This is a genomic window from Niameybacter sp. (assembly GCF_036655075.1).
Classification (GTDB): Bacteria; Bacillota; Clostridia; order Lachnospirales; family Cellulosilyticaceae; genus Holtiella.
The window spans coordinates 63,851-77,890 of record NZ_JAVVQU010000001.1 but is presented as its reverse complement, the minus strand read 5'-3'; the positions used below and the strand labels follow the sequence as shown (position 1 = coordinate 77,890).

General features: G+C 37.3%; 13 protein-coding genes. 11 read left to right on the top strand and 2 right to left on the bottom strand.

The window, feature by feature from the left end:
- Positions 1-24: 24 nt before the first annotated feature.
- From RRY75_RS00335 to rpsI, 7 genes are all read left to right on the top strand, one after another.
- Positions 25-549: a bL17 family ribosomal protein gene (locus tag RRY75_RS00335; protein ID WP_332493962.1), complete on the top strand. Its 525-nt coding sequence runs from the start codon at positions 25-27 to the stop codon at positions 547-549.
- A 214-nt stretch (positions 550-763) separates the two neighbouring features.
- On the top strand, positions 764-1,618 hold the full coding sequence (locus tag RRY75_RS00330) for an energy-coupling factor transporter ATPase (protein ID WP_332493963.1): 855 nt from the start codon (positions 764-766) through the stop codon (positions 1,616-1,618).
- Positions 1,603-2,460: an energy-coupling factor transporter ATPase gene (locus RRY75_RS00325; RefSeq protein WP_332527158.1), complete on the top strand. Its 858-nt coding sequence runs from the start codon at positions 1,603-1,605 to the stop codon at positions 2,458-2,460. Before RRY75_RS00330 ends, RRY75_RS00325 begins: the two co-directional genes overlap by 16 nt.
- Positions 2,461-3,252 carry an energy-coupling factor transporter transmembrane component T family protein gene (locus tag RRY75_RS00320; RefSeq protein WP_332527159.1) on the top strand — a complete coding sequence of 264 codons (792 nt, stop codon included), beginning with the start codon at positions 2,461-2,463 and terminating at the stop codon, positions 3,250-3,252.
- 314 nt (positions 3,253-3,566) lie between these two features.
- A complete protein-coding gene (gene truA / locus RRY75_RS00315) occupies positions 3,567-4,328 on the top strand; it encodes a tRNA pseudouridine(38-40) synthase TruA (RefSeq protein WP_332493515.1) in 762 nt (253 codons plus the stop codon).
- Positions 4,329-4,671: 343 nt separating this feature from the next.
- Positions 4,672-5,106: a 50S ribosomal protein L13 gene (gene rplM / locus RRY75_RS00310; protein WP_332493514.1), complete on the top strand. Its 435-nt coding sequence runs from the start codon at positions 4,672-4,674 to the stop codon at positions 5,104-5,106.
- A 24-nt stretch (positions 5,107-5,130) separates the two neighbouring features.
- Positions 5,131-5,523, top strand: coding sequence for a 30S ribosomal protein S9 (gene rpsI, locus RRY75_RS00305; protein WP_332493513.1), 393 nt, complete (start codon positions 5,131-5,133; stop codon positions 5,521-5,523).
- A 441-nt stretch (positions 5,524-5,964) separates the two neighbouring features.
- Here the strand turns inward: rpsI and ymfI are convergent, their stop codons facing one another.
- Positions 5,965-6,765 carry an elongation factor P 5-aminopentanone reductase gene (gene ymfI, locus RRY75_RS00300; RefSeq protein ID WP_332493512.1) on the bottom strand — a complete coding sequence of 267 codons (801 nt, stop codon included), beginning with the start codon at positions 6,763-6,765 and terminating at the stop codon, positions 5,965-5,967.
- Between the two features lie 6 nt (positions 6,766-6,771).
- Complete coding sequence (locus RRY75_RS00295; RefSeq protein WP_332527160.1) at positions 6,772-7,629, bottom strand: deoxyribonuclease IV; 858 nt, start codon at positions 7,627-7,629, stop codon at positions 6,772-6,774.
- 160 nt (positions 7,630-7,789) lie between these two features.
- Between RRY75_RS00295 and RRY75_RS00290 the strand changes: the two genes are divergently transcribed.
- The 4 genes from RRY75_RS00290 (at position 7,790) to RRY75_RS00275 (ending at position 14,022) form a co-directional block, all read left to right on the top strand.
- Positions 7,790-8,767, top strand: a complete 978-nt coding sequence (locus RRY75_RS00290; RefSeq protein ID WP_332493510.1) for an LCP family protein — start codon at positions 7,790-7,792, stop codon at positions 8,765-8,767.
- 479 nt (positions 8,768-9,246) lie between these two features.
- Complete coding sequence (locus RRY75_RS00285) at positions 9,247-10,554, top strand: LCP family protein (protein WP_332528525.1); 1,308 nt, start codon at positions 9,247-9,249, stop codon at positions 10,552-10,554.
- Positions 10,555-10,620: 66 nt separating this feature from the next.
- Positions 10,621-13,455 carry a phosphodiester glycosidase family protein gene (locus RRY75_RS00280; RefSeq protein ID WP_332527162.1) on the top strand — a complete coding sequence of 945 codons (2,835 nt, stop codon included), beginning with the start codon at positions 10,621-10,623 and terminating at the stop codon, positions 13,453-13,455.
- A 57-nt stretch (positions 13,456-13,512) separates the two neighbouring features.
- A complete protein-coding gene (locus tag RRY75_RS00275; protein ID WP_332493507.1) occupies positions 13,513-14,022 on the top strand; it encodes a hypothetical protein in 510 nt (169 codons plus the stop codon).
- Positions 14,023-14,040 lie beyond the last annotated feature (18 nt).

Sequence of the window (14,040 nt, the reverse complement as noted above, 5' to 3'; positions counted from 1 at the left end):
TGACAAACTAAAGGAGGTTAAGGCATGGCTCAAAGAAAACTTGGTCGTGATGCAGCAGGACGTAAAGCATTACTTCGTAATCAAGTAACAAATCTCTTATACCACGGTAAGATTAAAACTACTACACCAAAAGCTAAAGAGATTCGTAAGATTGCAGAAGGCTTAATCGCTATGGCTGTTCGTGAAAAAGACAACTATGAAGAAGTAAAAGTTACTGCAAAAGTGCCTAAAAAAGACGTTAACGGTAACCGCGTTAAAGAAGTCGTAGATGGTAAAAAAGTAACTGTATTTGAAGAAGTAGAAAAAACAATCAAAAAAGATAGCGCTACTCGTTTACATGCAAGAAGACAAATGTTAAAGGTATTATACCCTGTAACAGAAGTTAACGTAAACAAGAGAAGACAAGCTAAAACTGTTGATTTAGCAGATAAAATGTTTTCAGAAATCGCTCCTAAATACGCAGACCGTAATGGTGGTTACACAAGAATCATCAAAATCGGACCTCGTAAAGGTGACGGTGCTGAAGAAGTTATTATTGAATTAGTTTAATGTCCAGGGATTAAGAATTTGCTCTTAATCCCTTTTCTATATACTTTTTTAGAATTTGCTCTTTACATCAGTAGATTATCACGTTATTTTATTAACTATAACCTATTTATTTAAGCAGCAAAGTTATACAATTTTTGTATAGACCAGCTAATACATAGTGACTCATTCTATTAAGTAGGTGAAATCTGGAGTGAAGTAGAAAAGAGGAAAGAACATGACACAGATTGTAAAAGCGCAAGACTTAACATTTGAATACTATGTTCATGACGAACAAGGAGAAATTGAAGATAAAATTTTAGCTTTAGATCATATTAGTGTGAGTATTAATGAAGGTGAGTTTGTTGCTGTACTTGGGCATAATGGTTCTGGTAAGTCGACTTTAGCAAAACATCTGAATGGTATTCTTTCACCTAAGTCAGGTGTATTATGGGTGAATGGAATAGATTTAAGCCATGGTGAACATATTTGGGAAGTACGAAAAGATGTAGGGATGGTATTTCAAAATCCTGATAACCAAATTGTTGCAACTATTGTAGAAGAGGATGTGGCTTTTGGCCCAGAGAACTTAGGCATTGAATCAAGCGAGATACGTAAGCGTGTAGATGAAGCGCTACATACGGTAGAGATGGATGACTATAAGCGTGTATCACCTAATCAGTTATCTGGAGGACAAAAGCAACGTATTGCCATAGCAGGGGTTATTGCAATGCAGCCTAAGTGTATTATCTTTGATGAGTCCACAGCTATGCTTGACCCTATTGGACGTAGACAAGTTATGGAGACTATGCAAAAGCTAAATAAAGAACAGGGAATTACAATCATTCATATTACCCACTATATGCAAGAAGCTATTTTGGCAGATCGTATCGTGGTGATTGATGAGGGAAAAGTTATGCTTTCAGGTACGCCCAAAGAAGTGTTTAAGAATGTAGAACAGATAAGAGCCATAGGATTAGATGTGCCAGATTCAACCTATCTTATCTATTTACTTAGACAAAAAGGATACGATTTAGATCCGACTATGCTAAGCACAGAGGAGGTCGTAGAAGCAATATGGCAATTAAAATAAAAGATTTAACCCATAAATATAATGAAGGTACACCTTTTGAAAAGGTAGCCCTTAAAAATATTAATCTGCATATTACAGATGGTACATTTTTAGGAATTATTGGACATACAGGGTCTGGAAAGAGTACCCTTATTCAGATGTTTAATGGTCTTTTAAAACCTACTGAGGGGCAAGTTTTTGTAAAGGGTATGGATATCCATCAAAATGGAACCAATAAGAAGCAGCTTAGACAGTCTGTAGGGCTTGTATTCCAATATCCAGAGTATCAATTATTTGAGATGACCGTATATGATGATGTGGCTTATGGACCTAAGAATTTAGGATTAGAAGGAGAGGCTCTTAAAGCGCGTATAGAGCAGTCCTTACAAGCAGTAGGACTCAAGGAAGAGCTGTGGCAAAAGTCACCTTTTGAGCTTTCAGGAGGTCAAAAAAGACGTGTTGCCATTGCAGGTGTATTGGCAATGAATCCAGATATTTTAATTCTTGATGAACCAACTGCAGGTCTTGACCCTAAAGGGAGAGAAGAACTCTTTGGTCAGTTAAAGCAAATGCACGAAGAAAGTAACTTAACAATTGTACTTATCTCACATAGTATGGAAGATGTGGCGCGCTATGCAAAAGAACTCATAGTACTTTATAGAGGTGAGGTAGCCTTTACGGGTGAGACAAGAGAAATTTTCAAACATAGAAATGAGTTAGAAAAGATTGGTCTAGGTGTTCCACAGATTCGCCATATTATGGATGAACTGAAGGAAAAGGGAATGGATATAGACAATAATGTACTGACGGTAGAAGAAGCAGCCCAGAAGCTCATTCAATATCTTGAGAGTGGGGTGAGATAGATGATTAGAGATATTACCATAGGTCAATACTATCCAGTAGACTCGAAAGTTCATCAGTTAGACCCACGTACGAAGATTTTACTTACATTTGCCTATATTATTGCCTTATTTTTAGTTGATAGTATATGGGGGTATATGGGAGTAGTTGTTGCATTAGGTTTAGCTATAACCGTAAGTAAGGTACCACTTAAATATATGCTTAAGGGATTAAAAAGCATTGTGGTTATTCTCCTCTTCACAGTAGTACTCAATGTCTTTTTTACACCGGGTGAGCATGAAATCATTAAATGGGCATTTATAACCATTACATGGGAAGGGATTTTCTTTGCTATTGAAATGGGAACGAGATTAGTTCTTTTAATAGTAGGGAGTTCACTCTTAACGCTAACCACATCACCTATCCAACTTACAGATGGTATAGAGAGTCTTTTAATGCCTTTTACTAAGATTCATGTACCAGCTCATGAGATTGCTATGATGATGAGTATATCTTTGAGATTTATACCTATTCTATTAGAAGAAACAGACAAGATTATGAAAGCTCAAACAGCACGTGGAGCAGATTTTGAAACAGGTAATATTATGCAACGTGCCAAAGCGATGATACCGATTATGGTACCACTTTTTATCTCAGCTTTTAGAAGAGCAGAAGATTTAGCGATGGCAATGGAAGCTAGATGTTATCAAGGGGGAAAAGGACGTACACGTCTGAATAAACTCCAATACAAATCAGTAGATTACGTAGCATTTGGATTTGGTGTTCTATATGTAGTGATGTGTATCATACTTTAAACTTCGTGAGCTAAGTAGACTAGTGTAAATAAGAGCCTATGCTAAAAGAAAAATAGTATAGGCTCTCGTTTGTGGAAAGTAGTATTTCATGTTGTGGTAAGGGAGATAGGAGAAGAGGTTTTCAGTTTTTTTGAAGAGAAACTCTTCGATGAATAGGCTTATTGATTATGGAGAAGCTGAGATTTACTAGCGATAGAAACGTGCAAATAGTAATAGGCTTAAATAAGCTGTAAAGAAAATAGAAAATAGAAAATAGAAAATAGAAAATAGAAAATAGAAAATAGAAAATAGAGAAAGAGAAATGAGGAGGACCTATGAGAAGAATACAACTCATAGTAGCTTATGATGGTACGACTTATCATGGCTTTGCAAAACAAAATAATGCAGAAACAATTCAAGAAATATTGGAGAAGGCACTATACAGTCTGACAAAGGAAAAAATTGAAGTAATTAGTTCAGGGCGTACAGATGCGGGGGTACATGCAAAAGGTCAATGTTGTATTATTGATACGAATACAACTATTCCAAGTAGAAATCTAATGCGAGCTTTAAATGGTAGGTTACCCAAGAGTATCGTAGTTAAAGAAGCAGTAGATGTAAAACCAGATTTTCATCCACGTTATATGGCTAAGAAGAAAACCTATCGCTATCAGATTCTAACAAGCCTTGTAAATGACCCATTTATAGGCCCTTTTAGCTATTTCTATCCTTACCCATTGGATGTAACTAGAATGCAAGCAGCAGCTAAGTATATTGAGGGTGAACATGACTTTAAGTGTTTTTGTGCAGCAGGAAGTTCAGTTAAGACTACGGTTCGCACAGTCTATAGTATAGAAGTAAGGCGGATTGATGATGTAATTCAAATAGACATATGCGGAAATGGATTCCTATATAATATGGTACGTATTATAGCGGGGAGTTTAATTGAAGTTGGAAGAGGTAAAAAAGATCCAGCTATTATTGGAAAAATGATTGAAAATAAAGACCGTACGTTAGGTGGGCCAACAGCACCGCCAGAAGGATTAACTTTATTAGAAGTCTATTATGATGATACACTTCGTTATGAGGAGCAGTAAATACGAAAAATAGACAGGGAAAAGTACTAATCAAAGCATCTTAAATCATGATAATAAGTATAAAAAAAATAGAAGAAAAATGGATAATACTAGTTTAGTTTAGATTTATAAACACAAAAGACAACTTATATACAACATAATTAGAAAAATGTGGATAAGTGGGTTTGTAAAATGGATAAAATGTGCATAAATAAATGAAACGTTGTATCTTGACAGGCTTTATGACCTATACTATAATGGAATTTGTGTTAATAAGCCCACTTATAAAATCCAAATAGCCCCGGATTTTATATTAAATAGACGGTTTAACTAGCGAAGACTAGAATCCGAAGGAGGGAATTATATGAGAACAACATATATGGCAAATGCTCAAAATGTTGAAAGAAATTGGTACGTAATTGACGCTCAAGGTCAAACAGTAGGTAGACTTGCAAGTCAAATTGCAGCAGTATTAAGAGGTAAAAATAAACCTACTTATACTCCACACGTAGACTGTGGTGATCATGTAATCGTAATCAACGCAGACAAAGTGGTATTCACAGGTAAAAAACTTGACCAAAAATTATACAGAAGACACTCTGGATACGCTGGTGGTTTAAAAGAAACTAAAGCACGTGATATGCTTAACACTCACCCAGAACGCGTTATGATGTACGCTGTAAAAGGTATGCTTCCTAAAAACTCTTTAGGTAGACAAATGCTTACAAAATTACGTGTATACGCTGGAACAGAGCACAATCATGAAGCTCAAAAACCAGTAGAACTTAAATTCAACTAATAGTATCGAGAGGAGGAAATATAAATGGCAGCAGTTAGATATTATGGAACAGGTAGACGTAAAAGCTCTGTAGCTAGAGTATACCTTGTACCAGGAACAGGTAAAATCACAGTCAATAAAAGAGATATCGAAGAATACTTCGGTCTTGAAACATTAAAAGTTATCACACGTCAACCTTTAGTACTTACAGAAACATTAAACAAATTTGATGTTAAAGTAAATGTATTCGGTGGTGGTACAACAGGACAAGCAGGCGCAATCCGTCATGGTATTAGCCGTGCTCTTCTTCAAGCTGATGGAGAATTCCGTCCAGCTCTTAAAAAAGCAGGTTTCTTAACAAGGGACCCAAGAATGAAAGAAAGAAAAAAATACGGTCTCAAAGCTGCGAGACGTGCACCACAGTTCTCAAAACGTTAATTTCGTTTTTTTTCAGAGAGTATGCTTATGCATACTCTCTTTTTATGTGCTAAAAATTATATATTGCTCTAAAATAGAAGAGGGCTAAGAAAATGTGTCCTAGATTAGTCTTATAAATGTAGAGTGCCTATTCTTTCGTGTATTTAGAAATAGAATAAGTAGGGTAAGTCATTAGACTATTCTATAGGTAGGATAATGGGTAGACTATCTGAAAATGAATTTATTGATTGGATAAAGCCATTATGCAATTAAATGGTAATGAAGATAGAGATAAAACTGAGATAGAATCAAGATAAAGTAGGGATAAGGCTAATACATAGAAAAGAGTGGATACACTAGTACTTTCAAATCACTAGTGTATCCACTCTTTTCTATGTGTTAAGGATATATAAATCCGCTATAGAGTATTTATAAGCAGACCTTCTTAGATACGTATTTAATCTATAGTAGGCCACCATCTAAGGTGAGGATTTGTCCTGTCATATAACTTGCCGCTGAACTTGCTAAATACAGGCAGGTTTGAGCTACTTCTTCTACGTTGCCTGTACGACACAGAGGGACTTCATCCATAAAGGCATTACGGTCTTCTTCGGTGAAGTGAGCATTCATTTCGGTATCAATCCAGCCACAAGCAATAGCATTGATACGAATGTTAGAGGGACCGAGCTCCTTAGCAAGGGCTTTAGTAAAGCCATTCAGGGCACTTTTGCTTGTACTGTAAGCAACTTCACAAGAAGCTCCAGTATTGCCCCAGATAGAGGAAATATTGATGATACAGCCCTTGTGCTTCGCAATCATGTGGGGCGTGGCCAAATGACAACAGTTATAGGCTGAATTTAAATTCGTGGTCATCATCTTATTCCAGGTTGCAGGAGAGGTGTCAGTAAAGAGTCCTACATAACTAATACCCGCATTGTTAATAAGAATGCTAGGATAATCACCAAACTGATTGTAGCAGTGCTGATAGAGTTCCTGAGCAACTTGGTAATTTGATATATCCCCAAGAAAGGCTGTAACGGTATATCCTGATGCCTGTAAAGCTTTACAAGTTTCGTCTAGAGCAGAGGCATTGTGTGCACCATTTAGGATCACTTTAGCGCCACAGCTTGCAAAGTGTGTAGCAATGGCACGCCCAATTCCTCTAGAAGAACCTGTAACAAGTACAATATCTTCATTATAAAGGGCAGGATTAAAAGGATACACAGGATTATTATCATTTCTAGAAGTATTTTGGATAGACATATAGGGTTACTCTCCTTTTAAGAAGGTAATTTCTTCTTTGTAAAGATTTGTTTTCTTGTCTAACCAAGGTGTTTCTAGGATAAAAGGTCTACCTTGTACTAAAGGATGATGCACAATATGATAGAGTGCGTCGCGACCGATTTGATCTTTTCCTTTTGGATTACTTTCATCTGCGCCTAAGTTGGCATGGCGGTCTTTTTTTGCACCACGTATGTTGAGAGAACCATTGATATGGAAAACTTTAAGTTTATCTAGACCAATAATACGATCAAATTCTTCAAGGACTTGGTCGAAGTTTTTGATAATGTCATAGCCACTGTCATGAAGGTGACAAGTATCGACGCATACGCCAACTTTGTCAGGATACTTTACACCATCAATAATCGTTTTAAGTTCTTGGAAATTGCGACCTATTTCGCTACCTTTACCAGCCATTGTTTCAAGACAAACACAAGGGATAGTCTCTTCTGTAAGAACTTCGTTTAAACCATCAATGATGCGTTGAGTACCATATTCTAAGGTTTCAGTTGTAAATGAGCCTGGATGAAGCACTAAGTAACGAGAGCCAAGGGCTGCAGTACGTTCTAATTCTAAAGCTAAGAAATCTTTAGCTAGTTGATAAGTATCTGCCTTACAAGATGCTAAGTTGATGATGTAAGGAGCATGAATAACAATATCAGAAAGTCCATAGGCCTCCATAAAGGCTTGACCTTCTTTGACCTTAAGTTTTTCCATAGGGGAACGTTTAGTATTTTGTGGTGCACCTGTATAAATCATAAAGGTGTTCGCACCATATGAATGAGCTTCTTTGGCAGCGCCTAAGAGACCGCCAGACATGGAAACGTGTGAACCGATTTTAAGCATAGTAATCTCCTTTTACAAACTATATTAAAATATGCTGAATATTTACAGTAAAATAAGTCTATAGTATACTAAATATTAACATTCATGCTTATAGTAGCATAAAAAGAGGAAGATTATAAGGGCGTAAGATAGATTTTAAATCATAGGGGGATGTTAAAAGATGAAAGGATATAAAAAAGTCTTTTTGGTAGCGGCATGCGTTACATTAGGTGTAATTGGAATGGTGGTACTAGCTGGTATAACAGCTTACAATACGTTTGTATATGATGATGGGAATAAGATACAGGTAAGTCAAAAGGTCGTGTCCCAGGAGACCATAGAGACCACACAAGAAGGTGAGCATGTGCCTGAAGAAACAAAGGAAAAGATTAATAAGACAGTTGCCATTTTGGGGACAGATATAACAGGAGGCCTAACTGACGTTATTTTTGTAGCGAACTTCGATAGTGAAACCAAGGAAGTAAATGTGGTCGCCATACCACGTGATACGAAGGTAGACTGGAGTGAGGAGCAAATAGCAATATTGCCGAGACAGCATCAGTGGATTCGTACAGGTAAGATTAACGAGATGACAAGCTGGGGGGGCATAGAAAACATTCGCCCACTGACGATTACAACCATTGAGCACCTCTTAGGTACAAAGGTTGATGAATATGTCGTTGTCAGCTTAAATGCCTTTAGAGAGATTGTAGATGCTATAGGTGGTGTAGAGGTTGAAGTCAAACAACGTATGAAAAAGGATGATTATAGTCAGAACTTACATATCGATCTATATCCAGGGGTACAGCTATTAGATGGAGATAAAGCAGAGCAGTTTGTCAGATTCCGAAGTTATAAGAATGGGGATTTGGGACGTATAGAGGCACAGCAACAGTTTTTGACAGCTTTTACTAAGAAGTTGTTATCTCCAGAGACTATTATAAAGTTGCCACAACTTGTGACTATAGCATTCACTTCTGTTAAAACTGATGTGAGCCTTACAGAAATACCGTCCTATTTCCCCTACATCAAGGATTTCAAGATGGATAACTTACATTTCTTTGTACTTCCAGGAGAAGCACACTATGAAGATAACATTTCCTATTTCTTCCCTGATGTTGAAGGTGTGTTAGAACTAGTAGACGGCATCTTCTTCTAAAAGAGAAGTAGAATTGAGTAATATAAGGATAAGTTTTAGAGCATGTGAAAAGCGTGTATTCTTCTATAAGAATACATATTACAACGATCAGAGGGCTATTACGTTATACATGAAGTTTTTATACAAATAAACAGTATATTTACCAAGCAATAAAAGGTCTATGAAACGAGGTTAAAAGTGCTCTCGTTTCATAGACCTTTTATGCATAAGAACTTATAGATATTAATTATGAAACACCCCCTTTTTATTTTGTTCATAAATGAAAGTTATAATAAACAAAGATACAATTTTATTTTGTCAGAATTTGTGCTATTATATTGCATGGTGTATAATGGAAATAAAATATGGTATAAAATGGATAAGAGTGCAATTTTGCTTAGAAATAATACGTCTAAAACGAGATCTATTATTTACTGTTGTTCATTTTACATAGAAAAGTAAATTTTTGATTAATAGACATCGTATAGGGAGTGGAATGCATGAGTACTAAGCGTACTAAGAAAAAATTAAATAAGAAGAAGAAATTGATGAGAACTTTTTTGAGATCTATGTTTTGGACTATTTTAGTATGTATTGTAGGGGGGGCTACAGTAGTAGGCTGCTATAATTATTTCTTCAAGCATGATGGCGGAGGTAATAAGACGCAAGGTGGTAATAGCCTCATGGGTGGAAAAGAAGAAAAGGCCCCAGATATCTATAAGAATATTGCTGTATTTGGTGTAGACAAGGATGGCTACCGTACAGATGTTATTTTTGTAGTAAACTTTAATAGTGTAACCAACAAAGTGAAGGTCTTATCTGTACCACGTGATACGAAGGTACGATGGACTGAAGAGCAAAGACAAAGCTTAAGAGATTTAGGTAAGCGTACAGTGTCTACATCCAAGATTAATGAGATGACAGCTTATGGTGGCATTGATAGTATTCGTTTATTTACGATTAATCAACTTGAAAATATGTTTGGCGTTACCATTGATAACTATATCATTGTCAATATTGATGCTTTCAACCAAATTGTAGATGCAATAGGTGGGGTAGACTTAGAGGTTCCACAAGACATTAAGTATACAGACCATTCAGGTGGACTTTATATTGACCTTAAAGCAGGTTATCAACATTTAGATGGGGATAAAGCAGAGCAATTTGTACGTTTTAGAAAATATCCAAATGGTGACGTAGACCGTATTGCAGCGCAACAAATCTTCTTAGATGCTTTCGCAGAAAAGGTTTTAAGTCCAAGTATTATTACTAAATTACCCAAACTTGTAGGCATCTTGTTTAACTCAATCAAAACAGATGCATCTTTGGCAGAGCTTAGTCAGTACTATCAATATGTAGGGAGTTTTAACAAAGAGAACTTAAGTTTCCATACGCTACCTGGAGAAGGTCGCTATGAAGGTGGCGCATCTTACTTCTTCCCATATGAAGATGAAACAGCAGCGATGGTACAAGAAGTATTCTATGATCAAACACCAGCAGGTGAAGCAGGTGAAAGTGAAGAAGCAGCACCAACAGTAGAAATTGATAAAGCCGTTTCACTTGTAGTCTTAAATGGAAGTGGTATTACAGGTGCAGCATCTACAGCACGTGATGCCTTAAATGCAGAAGGATATAGCGTACAAGAAGTAGGCAACTACTCAAGTACAGATATAGAAGCGACTTTTATTCATGCAAAAGAGGCAGCAAAGGCAGCGCAGTTTAAAGCCTACTACCCTAATGCACAAATTACGACGAATCCATCTCTTACAACAGATGTACAAATTGTACTAGGTAAAGATGTTCAATAAATAGAGGGTGGAAAAGAAAATTTAATTACATATCAGTCATAAACGTTGGCTAGAGGAGGGAACAAGATGAAAGCGAAAAAACTTTGGGTAACCTTTGTCGTAGGTAGTATTATAGCAAATAGTTTAAACTTTTCTTATGCAGCTATTTTACACGAGGTGAATCAAACACAACAAGTTACAAGTGGTGCGACACATATTTCAAAAGAGATTTTAACCAGTGAAGGTTGGCAAGATGTGAATATTCTACAGATTGATTTAAGCAATCCTAATATTTTACTTAAGCCTATTTCACCGGAAGTGTTAGGCGAACGTAATAATATTTTAAATCTGGCAACCAGTCAGGGTGCAGTAGCAGCAGTAAATGCTGACTACTTTGATATGAGCTCTAAGACGCCAGCATTTGGGCCAACAGTAAGTGAAGGGACTATGGAGCAAGCTTATAATAATGATTACAATACATTAGGACCAGCTAAATACATGGGTACACTTGTTGTAGATGAAGAAGGCAATGCACTGATGGATTACTATAGCGTTAAGATGTGGGTTGAGGTAAATGGGGAGAAAGCCTTTGACCTATCCAGTTACAACAAGCTACCATCTAGTATAAGAACACCATTTGTCATAGATCGTACATATTATAATGATAACCAAGCCTTAGTAAACAAATATCAAGGTGTAGGCCTTTACACGATTTTAGTAGAAGAAGATACAGTGAGTTATGTTTCTACTTTAAATGAAGTAGTAAATATTCCCAAGGAAGGCTATGCCATTTTAGTAAGTGGTGATAAATTCGATTTGTATAGCAGCTACTTAGAAGAAGGCGAAGCAATTCAGCTAGCACAAGTGGTGGCTTTAAACAATGAAGTGATTGACCATATTGAAAACTTACAAATGACTATTGGCGGTGGTGGGCTGATTCTTAAAAATGGTTTGACTTACCAAGGTGAGGCCCATAAAGTTTCAGCTAATAGTAGAGAACCACGCACAATCGTTGCCAATACTTATAAAGAGAATGAAATCTTATTGATTACTATAGATGGACGTCTTAAAAATACATTAGGTGCACATCATCAAGATTTAATCCAACTTTTACAAGGCTTAGGTGTTAAAGATGCCATGTACTTAGATGGTGGTGGATCTACCACACTAGTCGCACGTAATGAAGGTGAGACAAATTTAACCATCCAAAATAGCCCATCAGGGGTCAATCAGCGAAATGTAGCTAATGGTATTGGGGTTTTCTCAACTCAACCTACAGGTGAAGTGGCTAACTTAAAATTAGAAGCTTCTACCGAGAGAACCTTTGTAGGGGAGCGTATGACCTTTAAAGTGAAAGCAACAGATGAAAATGGTAACCCCGTTGCTTTAAATCAAAAAGAAGTCAGTTTATCTATAGCGGGAATAACAGGTGACTTTAATGGCTTTACTTTTTCACCTAAGACGACAGGAACAGGATTAGTTGTGGCTACAGTAGGTGATGTAACGGCGACTACTGAAATCAAAGTGGCTACACCTAAAGGGCTGATTATGGAGCCTGCAACGCTACAATTAGATGAAAATACAACGAAGCAAGTTCAAGTGTATGGTGTGGACAGCGAAGGTTATAAAATTCCAATGACAACAGATCAAATCACCTGGGTCAGCAAAAAAGGGAAAGTAAAAGCAGCAGGTACAACGGTAGCTGCGACTACTACGGGGATTGACACACTTGAAGCATCTTATCAAGGTGCAAAAGGAACAATGAGTGTAGTAGTAGGACCATCAGTGGTAGCCCTTGACTCCTTTGAAACAAGTCTTGGCAAGTGGGTAGCAGGTGGTAAAACAGTAGCAGGCAAAGTAGAAGCTTCTAAAGATGTGAAGTACCATGGCAATCAGTCCATTAAGATGACTTATACATTTGACAAAGATAGTAATAAACAAGTAGCCTACACCGTTTTTGAAAAGCCTATTGTGCTTGAAGAGGATGCAAAGAGCTTAAATATGTGGGTCTATGCCAATGGACAAAATGATACATTGAAGGTGCAAGTAGAAGATGCAGCTGGGAAGGTGCATTACTTAAAGCTTGCAGATAGTTTAAATCATACAGGGTGGAAGTATTTGAGTGCCGCATTACCAAGTGATATGGTAATGCCCGCTAAGGTCACTAAGCTGTATGCTTATACAACAACAGGTTCATCCGAGAAGCGAACCAGTGCCCTCTACATTGACCACGTTTCTATGACGCGTGGAGAAAGACAGGTAGAAGGAACGAGTGGAAGACATGATTATGTATTTGATAGCTTATACAAACCAACGCTTCAAGCGCCAACAGGTAATCAAATGGCTATAAAGGTACTGGGGCCAACAGCTATATCAGGGATGGTACATAGCGAAGAGACATTAGGTAAGATGGCAAAGAACGTAAGTAAAGATGCTACAATGGTCATTCAAGCCTCACAAAACAATTTACCACTGAACTTAAGTAGTCAGGTGGTAACTTATAAGAATGCTTTTGATAAGGTGACACAAGGGAACTTAGAGGTGCTCTTTGTGGGGACAGACCAAGGGGGTATTCGTGCGACAAGTGGTGCACAGTGGAATCAGTTAAAAGAATCCTTAGAGACGAGTACAAGTAAACATGTTATACTTGTAATGAGCAAAAATCCTACCACACAATTTAGCGATGCCCGTGAAGGAAAAGCACTACATGATTACTTAAAAGACTACAAGCAAAAGACAGGTAAAAATGTCTTTGTAATAACAACTGGAAGTACATCTAAAGAGGTACGCCTTGAAGATGGTATCCGTTACATAAGAGTCAATGGACTAGCGACTTCTACAGACCAGGTAACTGGTGGAGAGTACTTACTCTTTAAAGTAGTAGGGGATGACATTTATTATACATTTGAATCCATGTTATAAACAGAGTAGCCGGGAGCCAATAAGGTTACCCGGTTATCATTACATAAGGAGGTTTATATGACAAAGAAGACAAGACTACTGATGCTTACACTAGGTGTGTTAGCAATAGGTACAAGTGCTTATGCAGCAAAAGGAGAGGCTGGGAGTGGAAATGACCCACTTGTAACAAAAAGCTATGTAGATAGCCAAATTGCAGCAATCTCAGGTGGAGGAACAAGCAAGTTAGAAAGTAAACTAGAAGCTCAGGCACAAATGATCGAAGTCTTAACACAAGAAATCAATGCACTAAAACAACAAGGTAGCAGTAGCTATACGGTTGTCAATGTACCACAAGGCAGCAGTATTGTTGGGGCACAAGGGACAGAAATCATTGTGCGCTCAGGAAATGGGATGGTACTTGCGAGCGAAGGTGGTGGCTTACAAGATATGACAGATGGTAAAGATTTATTAAATGGGAGCGAGGTGCCCAAGTATCATCTTGTGATTGTACCACGTGAAGATGGTCGTGGGATTTTAGCAACAAAAGATTTAATAGTTATGGTTAGAGGCGGGTATAATATCCAATAATAATGGATAGTTACGGAG